The 18,206-nt window shown below is 59.6% G+C and carries 20 protein-coding genes; 10 read left to right on the top strand and 10 right to left on the bottom strand.

The features are described from left to right. Positions 1 to 4: 4 nt before the first annotated feature. From ACR0CA_RS15645 to argH, 5 genes are all read right to left on the bottom strand, one after another. Positions 5 to 2,542 (bottom strand): TIGR02302 family protein, encoded by a 2,538-nt coding sequence (locus tag ACR0CA_RS15645; RefSeq protein ID WP_480900115.1) that lies wholly within the window; start codon positions 2,540 to 2,542, stop codon positions 5 to 7. Positions 2,543 to 2,582: 40 nt separating this feature from the next. Then, on the bottom strand, positions 2,583 to 3,848 hold the full coding sequence (gene lysA, locus ACR0CA_RS15640) for a diaminopimelate decarboxylase (RefSeq protein WP_480900113.1): 1,266 nt from the start codon (positions 3,846 to 3,848) through the stop codon (positions 2,583 to 2,585). Positions 3,849 to 3,913: 65 nt separating this feature from the next. Next, a complete protein-coding gene (locus tag ACR0CA_RS15635; protein WP_170772577.1) occupies positions 3,914 to 4,063 on the bottom strand; it encodes a hypothetical protein in 150 nt (49 codons plus the stop codon). A gap of 76 nt (positions 4,064 to 4,139) precedes the next feature. After that, entirely contained in the window at positions 4,140 to 4,322 is a 183-nt protein-coding gene (locus ACR0CA_RS15630; RefSeq protein WP_170772579.1) for an argininosuccinate lyase, read from the bottom strand. Then, positions 4,322 to 5,710 carry an argininosuccinate lyase gene (argH, locus tag ACR0CA_RS15625; RefSeq protein ID WP_480900111.1) on the bottom strand — a complete coding sequence of 463 codons (1,389 nt, stop codon included), beginning with the start codon at positions 5,708 to 5,710 and terminating at the stop codon, positions 4,322 to 4,324. The genes ACR0CA_RS15630 and argH overlap by 1 nt, the downstream gene beginning before the upstream one ends. A 21-nt stretch (positions 5,711 to 5,731) precedes the next feature. Between argH and ACR0CA_RS15620 the strand changes: the two genes are divergently transcribed. The 9 genes from ACR0CA_RS15620 (at position 5,732) to yddG (ending at position 13,362) form a co-directional block, all read left to right on the top strand. Then, positions 5,732 to 6,298: a TlpA disulfide reductase family protein gene (locus ACR0CA_RS15620; RefSeq protein WP_170789713.1), complete on the top strand. Its 567-nt coding sequence runs from the start codon at positions 5,732 to 5,734 to the stop codon at positions 6,296 to 6,298. A 132-nt stretch (positions 6,299 to 6,430) separates the two neighbouring features. Then, positions 6,431 to 6,817: a hypothetical protein gene (locus ACR0CA_RS15615; protein WP_480900108.1), complete on the top strand. Its 387-nt coding sequence runs from the start codon at positions 6,431 to 6,433 to the stop codon at positions 6,815 to 6,817. Beyond that, a complete protein-coding gene (locus tag ACR0CA_RS15610; protein ID WP_480900107.1) occupies positions 6,814 to 7,785 on the top strand; it encodes a sterol desaturase family protein in 972 nt (323 codons plus the stop codon). Before ACR0CA_RS15615 ends, ACR0CA_RS15610 begins: the two co-directional genes overlap by 4 nt. A 91-nt stretch (positions 7,786 to 7,876) precedes the next feature. Then, the gene (locus tag ACR0CA_RS15605; RefSeq protein ID WP_170784944.1) at positions 7,877 to 8,065 is read left to right on the top strand and encodes a hypothetical protein; all 189 of its coding nucleotides are present in this window, start codon (positions 7,877 to 7,879) and stop codon (positions 8,063 to 8,065) included. Positions 8,066 to 8,152: 87 nt separating this feature from the next. Next, the gene (locus ACR0CA_RS15600; protein WP_480900105.1) at positions 8,153 to 8,986 is read left to right on the top strand and encodes an EAL domain-containing protein; all 834 of its coding nucleotides are present in this window, start codon (positions 8,153 to 8,155) and stop codon (positions 8,984 to 8,986) included. 183 nt (positions 8,987 to 9,169) lie between these two features. Then, complete coding sequence (locus ACR0CA_RS15595; RefSeq protein WP_170772589.1) at positions 9,170 to 10,345, top strand: acetyl-CoA C-acetyltransferase; 1,176 nt, start codon at positions 9,170 to 9,172, stop codon at positions 10,343 to 10,345. 185 nt (positions 10,346 to 10,530) lie between these two features. Further along, positions 10,531 to 11,253: an acetoacetyl-CoA reductase gene (phbB, locus tag ACR0CA_RS15590; RefSeq protein WP_170353550.1), complete on the top strand. Its 723-nt coding sequence runs from the start codon at positions 10,531 to 10,533 to the stop codon at positions 11,251 to 11,253. 298 nt (positions 11,254 to 11,551) lie between these two features. Beyond that, complete coding sequence (locus ACR0CA_RS15585; protein WP_480900102.1) at positions 11,552 to 12,499, top strand: transcriptional regulator GcvA; 948 nt, start codon at positions 11,552 to 11,554, stop codon at positions 12,497 to 12,499. Then, positions 12,496 to 13,362, top strand: a complete 867-nt coding sequence (yddG, locus tag ACR0CA_RS15580) for an aromatic amino acid exporter YddG (RefSeq protein WP_480900100.1) — start codon at positions 12,496 to 12,498, stop codon at positions 13,360 to 13,362. The genes ACR0CA_RS15585 and yddG overlap by 4 nt, the downstream gene beginning before the upstream one ends. Here yddG and ACR0CA_RS15575 read toward each other — a convergent pair. From ACR0CA_RS15575 to ACR0CA_RS15565, 3 genes are all read right to left on the bottom strand, one after another. Continuing rightward, entirely contained in the window at positions 13,359 to 13,523 is a 165-nt protein-coding gene (locus ACR0CA_RS15575; protein WP_170772595.1) for a YdcH family protein, read from the bottom strand. The genes yddG and ACR0CA_RS15575 overlap by 4 nt on opposite strands. Before the next feature lie 124 nt (positions 13,524 to 13,647). Then, positions 13,648 to 14,418: a tRNA1(Val) (adenine(37)-N6)-methyltransferase gene (locus ACR0CA_RS15570; RefSeq protein WP_480900099.1), complete on the bottom strand. Its 771-nt coding sequence runs from the start codon at positions 14,416 to 14,418 to the stop codon at positions 13,648 to 13,650. Further along, positions 14,415 to 14,630 (bottom strand): putative signal transducing protein, encoded by a 216-nt coding sequence (locus ACR0CA_RS15565; protein WP_170353555.1) that lies wholly within the window; start codon positions 14,628 to 14,630, stop codon positions 14,415 to 14,417. Before ACR0CA_RS15565 ends, ACR0CA_RS15570 begins: the two co-directional genes overlap by 4 nt. Before the next feature lie 56 nt (positions 14,631 to 14,686). Here ACR0CA_RS15565 and ACR0CA_RS15560 point away from each other — a divergent pair, with 56 nt between their 5' ends. Next, positions 14,687 to 15,685, top strand: a complete 999-nt coding sequence (locus ACR0CA_RS15560) for a polyprenyl synthetase family protein (RefSeq protein WP_480900097.1) — start codon at positions 14,687 to 14,689, stop codon at positions 15,683 to 15,685. Here ACR0CA_RS15560 and ACR0CA_RS15555 read toward each other — a convergent pair. Continuing rightward, complete coding sequence (locus ACR0CA_RS15555; RefSeq protein WP_480900096.1) at positions 15,678 to 16,499, bottom strand: 4-(cytidine 5'-diphospho)-2-C-methyl-D-erythritol kinase; 822 nt, start codon at positions 16,497 to 16,499, stop codon at positions 15,678 to 15,680. The genes ACR0CA_RS15560 and ACR0CA_RS15555 overlap by 8 nt on opposite strands. Further along, positions 16,489 to 18,201 (bottom strand): tetratricopeptide repeat protein, encoded by a 1,713-nt coding sequence (locus ACR0CA_RS15550; RefSeq protein ID WP_480900094.1) that lies wholly within the window; start codon positions 18,199 to 18,201, stop codon positions 16,489 to 16,491. Before ACR0CA_RS15550 ends, ACR0CA_RS15555 begins: the two co-directional genes overlap by 11 nt. Between the last annotated feature and the right edge of the window lie 5 nt (positions 18,202 to 18,206).

Here is an 18,206-nt window from a genome sequence, read left to right as displayed (position 1 = left end):
GAAATCAGAACCGTTCGAGCAGACGTTTGAGGTATTCAAGCTCAAGCTGCGGCCGGTCTGTTTCACCGGTCCGGCGGCGGATTTCATCCAGAAGCTCGCGCGCGCGGCGATAGACGTCCTCGCCTTGAAGCATGCCTTCATCGGTCGAGATTGACCCAGACGACCCCGGACTGCGCCCCAGCGGATCGCGGTTATTGGCCTGCATATCACCGTCCTGCGTGCCTTGACCCGGTTGGTTCTGCTGGTTTTGCGCCAATGCCTCGCCCAATGAGCGCATCCCTTCGCGCAGCGCCTCCATCGCCTCGGATTGACGGTCAATCGCCTCGGCCAGATCATCGCCGCGCAGGGCCTGTTCTGCATCATCCATGGCACGACCCGCGCGGTCCAATGCGTCACGTGCGGCATTCCCTTCGGGCGTTCCGCCACCCGGCAGGTTCTGCTGCTGGCGGCCCAATTCATCGCGCAGGGCCTGTTGCCGGTCCGCCAGCGATCCCTGACCCTGCTGGCCCTCGCCCGCCTGATCCGAGCCCTGACCCTGGCCGCCTTGTCCTTCATGGCTTTCGCCGCGCCCCTGACCACCGTTGCGGCCTTCATTGCCTTGGTTTTCACCAGCCTGCGCGCCCGGATTGAACTGTTCCTGCAAGTCTCGGAACGCCTGATCGCTCAGCCCCTGCTGTTCGCGCAGCGTCTCGGCCAGCCCTTCCATGGCCTGTTGGCCTTCGGATTGTTGGCCCTGACCCTGTCCCTGGGTGACGCGCATATTCTCCATCATCTGCTGGAATTCCTCCAGCGCCTGTTGGGCTTCGGCCATCCGGCCCTGTTCCATCAGCTCCTGAATGCGGTCCATCATGCGTTGCAGGTCGTCCTGCGTCATTTGCATGCTTTCGCCATTCTGGCCGGACTGACGCTCTTCGCTGTCCCCTTCCTGTGCAAGGCGCTGAAGCTGACGCATGTACTCGTCCGTGGCCTCGCGCAGCTCTTGCATCAACTCCGCGATTTCCTCATCTGTCGCACCATTCTGCATCGCTTCGGTCAGGCGTTCTTGCGCGCGCCGCATCCGTTCCAGCGCATCGGCCAGCGTTCCATCTTCGATCTGCACTGCCAGATCCCAAAGGGCCTGCGCAATCTCGGCCTGCTGCTGAGGTTTCAGACCGTATTCATTGAAGGTCTCAAGCCGCCGCAATGTCACGCGCAGCCGCAAGTATGCGGTATCCGAGCGGAAGAAGCCTTCAGGAAGGTGCGACACCGCGCGCAACAGCTGGGAGACTCGCGTTGCGTTGTCCCGCGTCCAAAGCAGATCGCGACGTTGTTCGATGATTGCCGCCGCCAGCGGGTCAAAGAACCTGCGCGCCGGCAAAGCGGTCATGTAGGGCTCAGACTGCGTTTCCTGATCAGCCGCATCGCGCGCGGTCAGGGTAATCTTGACCGGCAGATGCGCCCAAGGGTGCTCCGAGAAGTCCTCGATCAGGTCTTCGATGAAATCAGACCGGTCGCCGGTGATCGGCATCGGTAGCTCCACCGCAATCGCCTCGCGCGGTTCGGGTTCAAGCGTCAGGCCATAGCGGCGATCGACCGAGGCCAGATCAAGTTCAATCAGGGCCGAGCCGGATTCGACCCCATAATCATCCCCCGCTGCGAAAGGCAGCTTCATCCGCCCACCCGCCTCGGACTCGGCGATATCTGCCACCGCGATATGGGGCGGTGCGTCTGCGATGATATCCAGCGCCCAATCCCGGCCCGAGGGGCCGTCGATTTTCAGAACACCCGATTTATCGACAACGATTTCTTGTTCCGGATCGGTCGCGCCTTCGGTGCCCAGAGGCGTGGTGGTTTCAGTCAGGCTATGCGCGCCGACTTCTCCATAAAACCGCAAAGTAATTCGGCTTCCCTGAGGAATCGACAAGGTCGGGTCGGACTGATCGGCCAGATACAATGTCGGCAGACCGGTATAACGCGGAGGCTCGACCCAGCCTTCCCAACTCGGCCCCTGTCCTGCGACAGCGGCGCCGGGGGTCATCTCGGCCACCGTACCAATACGCCAAAACGACCCGAAGAGCGTTGCGATCACCAGCGCCAACAGGGCCGAATAGCGCAGGGCATAGGGGTCACGATCCGCAAGCCGCAGGTTGGGCTTCACCGGCTCAGCCTGCGCGGCACGTGCGGCCATGCGAGATTGGTGCGCCTGCCACAACGCCACAGAATCTGCATCCATCGCACCAATGGCCTGATCGTCCATCAGAGCCTGAATCGGTCGCCCTGGCAGCGTCTCATCCAACCGCATCAGCGCCTCGGCCCGGCTGGGGATATGGAATCGCCTTGCGCCAATGACCAGCGCGCCCAACAGACTCAGTAAAGCCAGTGCGCCGACGATCCAGACGGTTTCAACCCGTACGAAATCCTGCAATCCCAGCATCAAAGCCGCCAGAATCGCCATCAGGATCGAGAAAAACGGCCAGAAAGCCCGCCAGACCTGCTCGGCCAACATCCCTGCGTGGGTCAGCCACAGGGACAGTCTAGGGATCGGCAGGGTCTGTTTAGCCATTAAGGCGGGCCTCCGTCAGCAGGCCCGCGCGCCTATCGCGTCAGAGCCATTCGGGTATGGTATCGCGGTTTATGATTTCGTCAAAGCTCGGGCGTTCACGAATTACGGCGAATTGATCTTCGTGCACCAGAACCTCGGGGATCAATGGGCGCGTGTTGTACTCACTGGCCATCACCGCACCATAGGCCCCGGCGCTGCGGAAAGCGACCAGATCACCGGCTGCAAGCGGCGGCATGTTGCGCTGTTTGGCAAAGGTGTCGCCGGTTTCGCACACGGGGCCCACAATGTCATAGGGCTGCTGTTCCACACCCGGCGCGGGCTCGGTCACGGCGACGATATCATGATGCGCCTCGTACATCGCAGGGCGGATCAGGTCGTTCATGGCCCCATCCAGGATCAGGAAATCGCGTCCCTCGCCCGATTTCACATAGATCACCTTACTGACCATCAAACCCGCATTGCCCGCGATCAGACGGCCCGGTTCGATTTCAATCTCGCAGCCCAGATGGCCCAGCGTTTTCTGGATCAAAGCTCCATATTCCACAGGTAGCGGCGGCGCGTCATTGGCACGTGTATAGGGAATGCCGAGACCGCCCCCCAGATCAAGGCGGCGGATATTATGGCCTTCGCTGCGAAGCTGCTCGGTCAGCTCGGCAACCTTGGTATAGGCCAGCTCGAACGGCTCAAGATTGGTCAGTTGTGAGCCGATATGAACGTCGATGCCAATCACATCCAGTCCCGGCAGGGTGGCGGCATGGGCATACACCTCGGACGCGCGCGCGATTGGGATGCCGAATTTGTTTTCCGACTTGCCGGTAGCGATCTTGGCGTGGGTTTTCGCGTCTACATCCGGGTTCACCCGCACGGTGATCGGCGCAATCACGCCCAAGTCCAGTGCAACCGCGTTGATCACCTCCATCTCAGGTTCGGATTCCACGTTGAACTGGCGGATGCCGCCGGCAAGCGCAGTGCGGATTTCATCCGCTGTCTTGCCAACGCCCGAGAATACGATCTTTTCGCCAGGCACGCCCGCGGCCTTTGCCCGCAGGTATTCCCCGCCCGAAACCACGTCCATCCCCGCGCCCGCCTGCGCCAACGTCTTCAGAATCGCCTGATTGCTGGCCGCCTTCATCGCGTAGCAGACAAGGTGATCCATCCCGTCCAGCGCGTCATCGAACAGCTTGAAATGCCGCAGCAAGGTCGCCGTCGAATAGACATAGAACGGGGTTCCGACCGCGGCTGCGATCTCGGAGATTGGGACATCCTCGGCGTAAAGCGCGCCGTCGCGGTAGAGAAAGTGATCCATACAAGCGCGCTTAGACCAAAAGAGGTCTGCGGATCAATGGATTCCGTGCACGGCGGCGCGGGCCGTTACTTGCGAACGCCGACCCCGACCCGACCATAGCCTGAAATCGAAATGCCAGACCCGCTGGTTTGCGCTTCAGGCTCGGGGCGCGGTGTGTAGGACGGATCACAGGCGGCCAGGAAGAGAACGGGCAGAAACAGTGCGATGAATTTCATATTTGTCTCATGTATTTCGATCCGGTCCTTCAGATCGGGTCAGGTTCGAAAGTTCAGAATTTGAATTGACGATCAGTTACAGCCCCAAGAACACGCCCAGACCGCCTTTACGCAACCCGACACCAACGCCGCCATAGGTGCCGCTGCTGCCGACGCCGATATTGGCACTCATGGTGGGTTGGATCGGCTCGCCGTCCGCACCGCACCCGGCCAGTACCGCACCAGCCGAGACCAAAAGCACCACACGTAAAATCCGCATCACACCAGCGCCTTCCACCGCTTGATCTGGGCACGCACCTGATCGGGTGCCGTGCCGCCAAAGGATTGACGCGAGTTTACCGAATTTTCGACCGTAAGGACAGAATAGACATCATCGGTGATATCAGCGTGAACCGATTGCATGTCCTCAAGGGTCAGATCAGGCAGGTCGCAGCCCTTGGCTTCGGCCATGGCAACAAGCGATCCGGTGACGTGATGCGCATCGCGGAACGGCAGGCCCAGCACCCGTACCAGCCAGTCAGCCAGATCGGTCGCCGTCGAGAAACCTGACCCTGCCGCAGCCGCCAAACTGTCGCGGTTGGCGGTCATGTCCTTGACCATGCCCTCCATCGCGGCCAGCGCCAGCATCCAGTTGTCGGCGGCGTCAAAGACTTGTTCCTTGTCTTCCTGCATGTCCTTGGAATAGGCCAGCGGCAAGCCCTTCATCACCATCATCAGCGCGGTGTTCGCGCCGTAGATCCGGCCGACCTTGGCGCGGATCAGTTCGGCAGCGTCGGGGTTTTTCTTCTGCGGCATAATTGAAGAGCCGGTCGAGAACCGATCCGACAGCGTCACAAACCGGAACTGGGCCGACGACCAGATCACCAGCTCTTCTGCGAAGCGCGACAAGTGGACCGCGCAGATCGAGGCCGTCGACAGGAATTCCAGCGCAAAATCCCGGTCGCTGACTGCATCCAACGAGTTTGCGGCGGGACGGTCAAAGCCCAATGCCTCAGCCGTCATCTGGCGGTCGATCGGGAAAGATGTGCCTGCCAGCGCCGCCGCACCCAGTGGGGATTCGTTCATCCGGGCGCGCGCGTCGCGGACGCGGGACAGATCGCGGCCAAACATCTCGACATAGGCCATCATGTGATGACCCCATGTGACGGGCTGCGCCGTTTGTAAGTGGGTGAAACCGGGCATGACCCAATCGGCCCCAGCCTCGGCCTGTGTCAACAGCGCCCGGATCAGGGCCAGAAGGCCGGTTTCCGCAGCATCGAACTGATCACGCACCCACAGTTTGAAATCGGTCGCGACTTGGTCGTTGCGGCTGCGCCCGGTGTGCAGACGCCCCGCAGGTTCTCCGATGACTTCTTTCAGGCGCGCCTCGACATTCATGTGAATATCTTCCAGCGCGGTCGAAAACTGAAACGAACCGGACTGGATTTCTGACAAGACTGTGAGCAGCCCTTCCCGAATAGCCTGCGCATCACTATCACTTATGACGCCTGTGGCCGCTAACATGGCGGCATGGGCGCGCGAGCCTGCGATGTCCTGGGCTGCCATCCGCTGATCGAACCCGATCGAGGCATTGATTGCCTCCATGATCGCGTCTGGACCGGCGGCAAAGCGGCCGCCCCACATCTGGTTCGAGGATTGATCGGTCATGTAAGAAAACCCGGAGTTGATATGCGCCTATTTCGTCTGATCCCCCTTTATATGGCCCTTGCGCTGGGTGCAAATGCGGCTTTGGCCGCAGATATAGAAACTCTTAAGCCATTGCGCGAAGGCACGTTGAAACGGCTGATCCTGCACAAAGAGCCCAAGCCCAAGGCCACTGTTGAGTTTCAGTTGGAAGATGACGGCGGTACAGCGACACTGGCCGACTACAAAGGCAAATATGTTCTGGTGAACTTCTGGGCCACGTGGTGTGCGCCTTGCCGAAAGGAAATGCCCCAGATCGCTGAGCTTCAGGAAGAGTTCGGCGGCGACAAGTTCGAGGTTGTGACACTTGCCACTGGCCGTAACTCACCTGCCGGTATCAAGAAGTTCTTCGACGAAACCGGTATCGACAACTTGCCCCGCCATCAGGATCCCGGTTCGGCTGTGGCGCGGGAATTCGGCGTGATTGCCCTGCCGATTACTGTGATCCTTGATCCCAACGGAGACGAGATTGCCCGTCTGATCGGCGATGCCGAATGGAACTCGGACAGTGCCAAGGCGATTGTCGGCGCATTGGTGGGCGGCGAAAGCTGATCGCAGTCGACTTTAAAAATGCAGTAACCGGTCCGTGCCTCGCGGGCCGGTCGTTTTCTGCGAAAGGCTTACGCAACGCCACCTTTGACACTGCCGCAGCCGACTTGCACTCTGTCCTGCGGGAGGATGGTCATGCCGCTTGGAATATTGCTGGTTCTGGTGATCGGGGGGATCGCGGGGATCACCTTGATGATGCATCTTGCGGGCAAGTCTCGTGTCACGCAGCTAACCCCGGACGTCGCAAAAGCCGCTTGGTTGCGACATGTACCCGGCGACAAGGTTGTTGATGTAACAATCACCAATGACGGCCATACGGCTTTGATCCGCACACCTGCGGGTAACGGTCTTGTTTGGTCTTTCGGCGCCGACACGGTCGCGCGACGCCTTCAGGATTTCGATTGGCTGGACCACCCCAAAGGGTTCGAGGTCCGCTTTCACGACTTCGGCACGCCCCGCGTCCTGATCCACCTCGATGACACCGAGCGCCAGCACTGGCACAACCTGATGGAGCCCGCATGACCGACCAAGTCACCTTTCCGGATGCCGTTCAGTGGGCCGTCCCCTTTTTCATCGCTGCGATTCTGGCCGAGTTTCTTTGGATAGCCGTCAAAGGCAAAGGTGGCCGGTACGAGACACGCGATGCTGTAACCTCGTTGATCATGGGCGCGGGGAATATCGCTTCGGGCCTGCTGCTGGGGTTCATCGCCTATGCGTTCTTCATGTGGCTGTGGCAGATCACTCCGTTGGATCTGGGCACCTCGATCCCCGTCATCGTCCTGTGTTTTGTGTTGGATGACCTGCGGTATTACTGGGTGCATCGGTTCGGCCATCGCATCCGCTGGGTCTGGGCCAGCCATGTGAACCACCACAGCTCGCAGCATTACAACCTGACGACCGCGCTGCGACAGACCTGGACCTATACCTTCACTTTCATGATGGTCGTGCGCGCACCCTTGATATTGTTGGGGTTCCACCCGGCCATGGTTCTGTTCGTGGGCGGTCTGAACCTGATCTATCAGTTCTGGATCCACACCGAAGCCATCGGCAAGATGCCCCGCTGGTTCGAGGCGGTGATGAACACCCCCAGCCACCACCGCGCCCATCATGGCCGCAATGCGCGCTACTTAGACTGCAACTATGCAGGTGTCTTTATCATCTGGGACAAGGTGTTCGGGACCTTCGTCCCCGAGCAGGAGGATGACCGCGTAGATTTCGGACTGGTCCACAATATCGGCACATTCAATCCGTTGCGCGTGGCGTTTCACGAATGGGTCGGGATCTGGCGCGATGCCTCGCAACCGGGCCTGACCCTACGCCAGCGTCTGGCCTATTGCTTTGCCCCACCGGGGTATAGCCACGATGGAAGCCGGGACAATTCCCAACAGATCAAAGCCAAGCACATCGCCCTGCACCCCGAAGATCGCGGAACGCCCGGATTCGAGCATTTCCGGGCCGACCTGCCCAAATCGCAGGCAGAACAGGCTTAAATTCGCCGATCCACACGGTTTCGTTTCTTGAATACCGATCCGAGCGGTCCATATCACATTGATACGAAGCCGCTTAACCCGGAGATCTGATATGACCCGCATCACGACCCTTTCGACCTTTCTGGGATTGGCGGGTCTGGTCGTGGCCATGTTGTCCGCGCTCAGCGGCGGTGCAGCGCCTCTTATCGCGTTTGGTTTCATTATGATGGCTCTGGGATTTGCAGGCGCAGTCATCGGGGCGGCGATTACGGTCGGTCGTGCCTGGGAGGTTGCCCGTTAGTCGGCAATCGCACCCTCATTAACCTCAAATTCACAAGTTTCGTCTGAAATCCAACCTTGACCTAAAGCGACAAAAGGCAAGGCAATCATGGCGGACAAACACCTGGCAGATTTGCCCGAAAGGTCGGACAGCCCTTTGGACGCGGCTGTGACATCGCGCGATGCCTCAACGGTTCAAATGGCCTCGGACGCCGTGAAGCACAGACAATGCAAGCTGGCCTTTCAGCCGGTGATGCAGGCCAACGCGCCGCACGGCGTCGCCTTCTACGAAGGGTTCATCCGGGTACTGGACGAAACCGGCCGGGTAATTCCCGCGCGAGATTTCATGCCACAGTTGGAAAACACGCCTATCGGTCGGGAACTGGACTGTATTGCCTTGGAGATGGGGTTGCGCACACTGGCCCGACACCCCGATATCCGCCTGTCCATCAACATGTCCGCGCGCTCGATCGGCTTCGCGCGATGGTCCCGCGTGCTGGAGCGGTTCTTGAAGAAAGACACCAGCATCGGCGACCGCCTGATCCTTGAGATTTCGGAAAGCTCGGCGATGACCCTGCCCGATCTGGTGATGGATTTCATGGATCGGATGCAACCGCGCGGTATTGCCTTTGCGCTGGACGACTTCGGCGCCAGCAATTTCAGTTTCCGCCATTTCCGAGAGTTTCTGTTCGATGCCGCCAAGATCGACGGCCAGTTCGTACGCGGCATTGCCGCCAACCGGGACAATCAGGCCCTGGTCCGCGCCCTGATCGCCGTCGCCCGCGAGTTTGAGATTCTTGTCACTGCCGAATCGGTCGAAAGGAAAGAAGACGCAGAGTTTCTTGTCGCAAATGGCGTCGATTGCCTTCAGGGTTTCTTGTTCGGCGCACCCAGCGTATCGGCGCCATGGACAGCAAAGAACATTGAACAATCAGCGGGTTGACCCGCGCGGCATTACCCAACTTCGGCCTGAGACAAGCTGACCGTTGCTGCATGTGCAGCATTGCGCTATTCCATGGACAGTTGGAGCGGGGGATCATGAGGCGCTCTGAACCGATAAGGGCCTTTCCCTATCGCCTGCGCCGTCACGTTTCCCACAGAACCTTGACGGTAAAGGATTGTCTTAATGACCAACGTAGTAATCGCATCCGCAGCACGCACAGGCGTCGGTAGTTTTGGTGGCTCGTTCGCAAACACACCCGCGCATGATTTGGGTACCGCCGTTCTCGAAGCAGTCGTCGAACGCGCTGGGATCGAAAAGGGTGAGGTCAGCGAGACCATCATGGGCCAGGTTCTGACTGCGGCACAGGGTCAGAACCCAGCGCGTCAGGCGCATATCAATGCGGGTCTTCCACAGGAAAGCGCGGCCTGGGGGATCAACCAAGTCTGCGGTTCGGGCCTGCGCGCGGTTGCACTGGGTGCGCAGCATATCCAACTGGGCGATGCGGAAATCGTCGCTGCTGGTGGTCAGGAAAACATGACCATGTCTCCTCACGCTGCCGCGCTGCGCGCCGGTCACAAGATGGGTGACATGAAATATATCGACACCATGATCCGCGATGGTTTGTGGGATGCGTTCAACGGCTACCACATGGGTCAGACAGCCGAGAACGTAGCCGAGAAATGGCAGATCAGCCGCGATATGCAGGATGAATTTGCCGTCGCCAGCCAAAACAAGGCCGAAGCCGCACAAAAAGCTGGTAAGTTCGCAGATGAGATCACGCCCTTCACCATCAAAACCCGCAAGGGCGACATCGTGATGGACAGCGACGAATATATCCGGCACGGCGCAACGATGGAGGCGATGGCCAAGCTGCGCCCCGCTTTCACCAAGGATGGCTCGGTCACGGCGGCCAACGCATCCGGCCTGAATGATGGCGCAGCGGCGACCCTGTTGATGTCGGCAGAAAACGCCGAGAAGCGTGGGATTGAACCTCTGGCCCGGATCGCCTCCTATGCGACGGCGGGCCTGGACCCGTCGATCATGGGCGTTGGCCCGATCTACGCCTCGCGCAAAGCGCTGGAAAAAGCGGGCTGGTCAGTCGACGACCTGGATTTGATTGAGGCCAACGAAGCCTTCGCTGCGCAAGCTTGCGCCGTGAACAAGGACATGGGTTGGGACCCGTCGATCGTAAACGTGAACGGAGGCGCAATTGCCATCGGCCACCCGATCGGCGCCTCGGGCTGCCGCGTTCTGAACACGCTTCTGTTCGAAATGAAACGCCGCGACGCGAAGAAGGGTCTGGCGACCCTTTGCATCGGCGGCGGCATGGGCGTCGCCCTCTGCGTGGAGCGCGACTAAGCTGTTAAGCACTGAACATAGAAAGGGCGCCCCGCAGGCGCCCTTTTTTGTTACATTGGGGCTGACCCAAAGATGCGACGATATTGCCCTATGGGTTTCGATGATTCTCGACGAAACAATATTGCGCAAGATCACCTATCAAAGTAACAGCATTACCAAGACGACTTAAATTGGAGGAAGCCTAAATGGCACGTACAGCACTCGTCACCGGCGGTTCCCGCGGCATCGGCGCAGCAATTTCCAAGGCGCTGAAAGCCGAAGGGTACAATGTTGCAGCCACCTATGCCGGAAACGACGAAGCGGCCGCAAAATTCACCGAGGAAACCGGCATCGCCACGTACAAGTGGAACGTGGCTGATTATGACGAATCCAAAGCGGGTATCGAAAAGGTTGAGGCCGAGGTTGGCCCCATCGACATCGTGGTCGCCAACGCGGGCATCACCCGCGACGCTCCGTTCCACAAGATGACCCCGGAACAGTGGCATCAGGTGATCGACACCAACCTGACCGGCGTGTTCAACACCGTCCACCCCGTCTGGCCCGGCATGCGCGAGCGCAAGTTCGGCCGCATCATCGTCATCAGCTCGATCAATGGTCAGAAAGGTCAGTTCGCACAGGTGAACTATGCCGCGACCAAGGCCGGTGATCTGGGCATCGTGAAGTCGCTGGCACAGGAAGGCGCGCGGGCTGGTATCACCGCAAACGCCATCTGCCCCGGCTACATCGCAACCGAGATGGTCATGGCTGTGCCTGAAAAGGTACGCGAGTCGATCATCGGCCAAATCCCGGCGGGACGTCTGGGTGAGCCCGAAGAAATCGCACGCTGCGTGGCCTTCCTGGCATCGGACGATTCGCAATTCATCAATGGCTCGACCATTTCGGCCAACGGTGCGCAGTTCTTCGTCTGATCCCAAATTCAGAATCAAAAAAGGGCTGGTCACTATGACCGGCCCTTTTTTATCCCGTAAGAACGCGCGCGCTGCGCTCAGCGGGAACCAAATAGCCACTTCACCAAGTCACCGATCGCGCGGGACCGTTCGAAATGGGCACGCCGAAAGGCGCGGGCGACAGAGGGGCTGGAGGTAGCCTCGATCATGACAAGTATCCTTTCAGTTCAGCTTTGTTTGACTTGAGATCAATATGAGGCTTATTTTCTAGAGCGACAAACGAGCTTTTTTCTGATCTCAATTAAGAATTTCTTGCCCTATGAGCGACTACCTTCCGCCGCTGACCGCCTTGCGCGCCTTTGATGCCGCCGCCCGTCACATGTCCTTTGCTAAGGCTGCTGAGGAACTGCATGTCACGCCCGCAGCCTTGTCCTTTCAGATTAAGTCGTTGGAGGAACATCTGGGACGCACCCTGTTTCGTCGCCTCAATCGGGCGGTGGAATTGACAGAGGCTGGGCGCGCCTTAGCCCCTGGCGCGGCAGACGGGTTCGCCACATTGCAAGCCGCGTGGCAGGCCGCCCGGCGGCAAGGGAATGATACCAGTCTGACCGTTACGGCGGGCCCGGCGTTGACGGCCAAATGGCTAGCTCCCCGACTATATGACTTTGCCCGGGCGCATCCTGAGATCGACCTGAAGTTCTCGGCCACATTACGTAACATGGACCTCGAACGGGACGATGTGGATGTGGCGATCCGCTTTGGCTATGGCGGGGATGAGGGCCTGTATTCCGTGCCCGTCCGCAAGGAATGGCTGACCCCGGTGATGACCCCGGATTTGGCCGAACAATTCCCAACGCCTGAAAGCCTGCGGGAGGCGCCATTGATCTTTGACGACTCGATTGCGTTTCTGCGGCCCCCGTCTGACTGGCCCACCTGGTTTCGGGCCGTCGGGGTAGACTTCAACCCACAGCACGGCGCGCATTTTTCCAACGCGGATCATGCGATTGACGCGGCAGTTGCCGGAGTGGGCGTCGTGCTCGGTCGAAGGGCTATGATTATCAAGGACCTGGCAGAGGGCCGGTTGGTCGCCCCCTTCAAGGTCGCAATCGAGACCATGGGACGATTCCGGTTCCTGTGTCTGAAAGGGGCCGAAAGCAGACCTCAGATTGCGGCATTCCGCGATTGGTTCATGTCCGAGATTGAAAAGACTGCGCATTTGTCGGATGAGTTCGAAATCATTCCGGTGGAAGAGGTACCCGCACCGTGACAAGAACGCACGCAACAGGAATCGGTTTTGTCGCCGTCCTGCTTTGGGCCCTGCTGGCCCTCTTTACGGTTGGGTCCGCGCCCACGCCGCCTTTGCTGCTGAACGCCCTATGCTTTTCCATCGGGGGGACGCTGGGATTGGTTTGGACATGGGCCACAGGCGGGTTGAGTCAGCTTCGAGAAATCCCCTGGACCACCTATCTGTTTGGGACAATCGGTCTTTTTGGCTATCATGCGCTGTATTTCTCGGCTTTGCGAATGGCCCCTGCCGCAGAGGCCGGGCTGATCGCCTATCTGTGGCCTCTGCTGATTGTTCTGCTCTCGGGGCTCTTGCCCGGAGAACATCTGCGGATCGGCCATTTGATCGGAGCCTGTCTGGGTTTCGCCGGGGCCGCCGTGATCATCGCGGGTGGGGGTAGCAGCGGTTTCCAGGCCGAACATTTGCCTGGCTATGCACTGGCACTGCTGTGCGCGCTGACATGGTCGGGCTATTCCGTGCTGTCGCGTCGTCTGGGCGACACGCCAACCAGTTCGGTCGCTGTGTTCTGTGTGGCCACGGCCGTTGCCTCGGGCCTTTTGCACATCGCCATTGAAGAGACAGTCTGGCCAGAAACCATTCTGGGCTGGGGATCGGTCATAGCTCTTGGGCTGGGGCCCGTTGGCTTGGCGTTTTATGTCTGGGATATCGGGGTCAAGCAGGGAGACATTCAAATTCTGGGCACGTCATCTTACGCGGCCCCGCTTCTGTCTACACTTGTTCTGGTGGTCGCCGGGATCGCCGACCCAAGCTGGGGTCTGGCGATCGCGGCCGTTTTAATCACTGGCGGCGCTACAATCGCCGCCCGGGCCAGTATGCGCCGTTAACTCGACAATCGCTCAATCTCTTCCTTGAGCTTTAGTTTCTGTTTTTTGAGCTGAGCAATGTGAAGGTCGTCGATACCAGGCGAGCGTTGTGCTTGTTCAACTTCAAGACCGAGGTTTTCGTGCTTTTTCTTCAGTTCGGTCAGGTGTGCGCTCACGCTCATGGCGGTACTCCTCTGTTGATGTCTGAGTTTCACGTAAGAAGTTGAGCACATCGTTTCCACCCTGTCACGCTGCGGGTGCATAGAAAATATAACAAATCCGACAAAATCGGCTGGTTAATGCCTGTCAGCTGGAAAATTCGGGCAAGCCAGCCCCTTCGCGCAATACGGCCGAAACTGGCGGAGTGTAACTGTCACCGTCTACCTCATGGCGCTCACCTGAATGGAGAACCAGCGGGGCATGCAGTTGAAACGCGGCTTTTCCGCCCTTTCTAGCCCTCAGAATAACCAGTTCAGCACGTCGACCAACACGGGCGGATAATGGCAATACTTCGACAGACCCCAAGCACCCCTCGCAGGCGGCCAGCATATCTGGTAACCGGTCCGCTTTCTGAATCATGTGCAGATAACCCCGGGGGGCAAGGCGTTTGGCCGCAGTCTCGATCCAAAGGTTCAACGGCGTGTTTTCACCCAATGCGGCGCTACGGCCTTCATCCGCCGCAGGGCTGTGCGCTCCGGCCCGATAATAGGGCGGGTTCGCAATAACGTGATCGAACTGGCGCTGTTTGAGATCGGACGGCAAAGCGGTCAGATCAGCCTCAAAAACCTCAAGCGTGGTGCCGTTCTCAGCGGCATTCCGACGCGCAAGATCAGCATAAGCAGGCTGCAATTCGACCCCCACAGCCTGCAGGTCTGGCACCCGCGCCAGCAGGCATAAAACGGCGGCCCCAGCACCACACCCCAATTCCAGAACCGTCTGGCCGGGCTTTGAGGGTACAGATGCGGCCAATAAAACAGGGTCCACGCCTGCGCGGTACCCCTTACGGGGTTGCCGCAGGCGCACACGTCCTCCCAAAAAGTCATTTCGGGTCAGGTCGGCGTCAGCAAACAGTGTCATCGACCCAAAGGGATATCATTGTCGTGCATGACACGTTCGGCGCGGGTCAGGTCATCCGCGCGCACCATCAAGCGGCGAGGGAAGATTCCGATACCACCTTCGAGGATGCTCATATTTACGTCCATCTGAAAGCAGTCTATATCCTCGCCCTCAAGAAGAGCGGATGCAAAGGCCAGAATCGTCGGATCAGTGCTGCGCAAAAGTTCTTTCATGGGGATGGATGTAAGGGCAAGGCGGCCGCGATGTCGAGCCTTGTATCAAGGGTGTGATGAATATCGACACGGTCACAAAACCGCATGAGCGTTTGGCGGAAATCCTGACGGGCGAGATGGGCGCGGTCAACGAGTTGATCCGCACGCGCATGGCGTCAGAACACGCGCCGCGCATTCCCGAAGTCACCGCGCATCTGGTCGAGGCAGGCGGCAAACGCCTGCGCCCGATGCTGACCTTGGCGGCGGCGCGGCTGTTTGGTTATGCCGGAGATCACCACGTGCGTCTGGCCGCGACGGTCGAGTTTATTCACACCGCAACCCTGCTGCATGATGATGTGGTCGACGAAAGTGCCCAGCGGCGCGGGCGGCCTACTGCGAACCTTCTGTGGGACAACAAATCCAGCGTTCTGGTCGGTGATTACCTGTTCTCCCGCAGCTTTCAGTTGATGGTTGAGACAGGATCGCTGCGGGTCCTGGATATCCTGGCCAATGCCTCGGCCACGATTGCCGAAGGCGAAGTGCTGCAAATGACCGCCGCGACCGATCTGGGCACGACCGAGGCGATTTACCTGCAAGTTGTGCGCGGTAAGACGGCGGCGCTGTTCTCGGCCGCGACCGAGGTGGGTGGCGTAATTTCCGGCGCAACCGAGGAACAGGTCAAGGCGCTTTATGACTATGGCGACGCGCTGGGGATTGCGTTCCAGATTGCGGATGATCTGCTGGATTACCAAGGCGACAGCGCAGCCACAGGTAAGAATGTGGGCGATGATTTCCGCGAGCGTAAGCTGACCCTGCCAGTGATCAAAGCTGTGGCACAGGCCACGCCCGACGAACACGCTTTCTGGGAGCGCACTATTGGGCGCGGTCGTCAGGAAGAGGGCGATCTGGACCATGCCCTTGGCCTAATGGCCAAGTACAGTACGCTTGAAGCGACGCGAGCGGATGCCTTTGGCTGGGCGAACAAGGCCAAAGCATCGCTGGACGCCCTGCCCGACCACGAGATCCGCACGCTGTTGCGTGATTTGGCCGACTACGTGGTTTCGCGCCTCAATTAAGCTGAGTCGCGCGGCACCACCAATTGGGATGGGCTGCGCCAATCTCATAAGCGGCGAAATGCGCGTCTTTCATCGTGGGATAAAGCGCAAAACAGGTCGAACCCGACCCTGACATGCGGGCCATAAGGGCCGCTTTGGTGCTATCAAGTTCATCCAAAACGCGGGCGACTTCGGGAGCCAAGCCCGTTGTTGGCGGTTCAAGGTCGTTGCGTTGATCCCGCAACCAATCGGCGCAGGTCTCGACAGTCTCAAATTCAGGGATCTCTGCGGGCATTGGCAGGTTGTCGCGGCTTTCCAATGCCGCAAACACGCGCCCGGTGGGGACTTCGACGCCAGGGTTGACCAACAGGGCTGGCAGAGACGGCAGCGAAGCGGGTGTCAGATCGTCCCCAATGCCCCGCATTCGCATGGCCCGAGCCGTGACGCAGACCGGAATATCGGCCCCCAGCGACAGGGCCACGTCGCGCGAAGCTGTACTGCCCTGCTTTGCCGCCATCCGAAGCGTCGCCGCCGCGTCCGAGGACCCGCCCCCAATGCCGCCTCCATGCGGCAGCACCTTGTTCAAGTCAATATGACCGGTCCAACCCGCCGCCTGTGCGGCTTTCCAGACCAAATTTCGGCTGTCTGTCGGCACTCCTACAGCGTGTTCACCCGCCACAGAAATTGACAGATCATCGCCCGGGGTGAACTGCAATGTGTCACCTACATCAGCAAAGACCACCAGCGAATCCAGCAGGTGATAACCATCCGCGCGGCGGCCGGTCACATGCAGGGTCAGGTTGATCTTGGCAGGGGCAAATGCCTCAGCCTTCATTGGCGACCTTCAGCGGCTCGGCCCCTTCTTCGACAAGAACCGCGTCCAGCCCGATTTCCAGCTTGCGGCGTATGCGATCCGGGTCAGCCTCACCATCGGTGTCTTCGGGGTCGATGAAGGACAGGGCGCGTTTCCACTGGAACTCAGCCTCGCGCGCGCGGCCAACAGCCCAGTAAACATCGCCCAAATGGTCGTTGACCACCGGATCAACCGGCATCAGCTCGACCGCGCGTTCCATATGGCCCACGGCTTCGTCATAGCGGCCTAGACGGAACAGAACCCAGCCCAGGCTGTCAACGATATAGCCACTGTCCGGGCGGGCTGCCACGGCGCGTTCGATCATGTCCAGCGCCTCATCCAGCTTTTCCTGCCGCTCGACCAGCGAATAGCCCAGATAGTTCAGCACCTGCGGCTGGTCCGGGTTCAGTTCCAACGCGCGGCGGAAGTCGGCCTCGGCCTGATCCCATTGCTTGAGACGCTCATGCGAGATGCCTCGGGCGTAGTGCAGGAACCAATTGCTGCCCGCACCTTCCTCGATCAGTTCGATGGCCTTGTCATAGGTCTGAACGGCCTCAGCGTAATCCTCTTGCCGCCGCTGCAAATCAGCCAATGCCACATGCACGCTGGGCAAATCCGGGCTTTGCGCGGCGAGGGATTGCAATACTTCGGCCGCGGCATCGGTTTTGCCTGCGCGGCTTAGAACCTCGGCCCGACCCAGTTCGGCGGCATGGTAGTCGCTGCTGTCAGCGGGAACCCGGCGATAAGCTTGAACCGCCAGATCATATTGCTCCAACGCATCCAGCAGTTCAGCCGTCAGCAAGATCGCGTCGACATGGTCTGTGCGCAGGAACGCGGCGACCTGCGCATATAGCAGTACATAGGTTTGGGCGGCTTCGCTGCTAAGCGCGGCACCGACGGAAAAGAACACCTCGGCCATGCCATCCTGCGGGGTACGGACATGGGTAAATGGCAAGGTCTCACCCGCGGCCAATCGCGCCTCATACCCTTCGATGGACGGATCGCTTCCGGCGGCAAACACTGTGCTGAGGAAAAGCAACGCATCCTCGTTTCGGTCCAGTTGCGACAATACCTCGGTTCGGGCCAGCGCGGCACGGCGAGTGAACCGCGCGACCGCATCGTTATCCGCCGAAAAGATCGCCTCGGCCCCTTCGAAATCCCCGACTGAAGCCAGCGCCAGTGCCTTGTGGTACATCGCGAATTCTCGCAGGCCTTCCTGGGTCGAGACCTGGTCGAACTGTTCCATCGCCTTGGTCATCGCGCCCTGACCCATATGGGCCCAACCCATCATCAGGCCATCAACCAGCGGCCCAACGCCCTGCGTTTCCGGGTCGCGCTCCAGAAATTCGTCCAACGCGCCATCTGCGACCAAATTAGCAGCGATCACCATGCGCGCCGCCTGGCTTGGCATGCCACGCTCCTCTATCGCCTCAGCGACAGGCAGGGCACGCTTGATCTCGCCCAGCGACAAGCGGGCCACGACCACGCTTTCAAGAAGTTGATTGTTTTCGGGATCAGCCTGCAGCGCTTCGGAATAATACTGCTCGGCCGCCGCGTAATCGCTTTGGAAAATTGCCTGACGCCCGGCAAGATACGCCCCGGACCCCGTGTCTGCGAGTGACGGAATGGCAAAGGTAGAAGTAAACAGCACAGCCAGTGCTGCGCGACGTAAACGGGATGCCACCGAAA

Source organism: Ruegeria sp. F12 (assembly GCF_056533885.1).
Note: the sequence above shows the minus strand (reverse complement) of the source record. Positions and strands in the feature narration are given on the sequence as shown.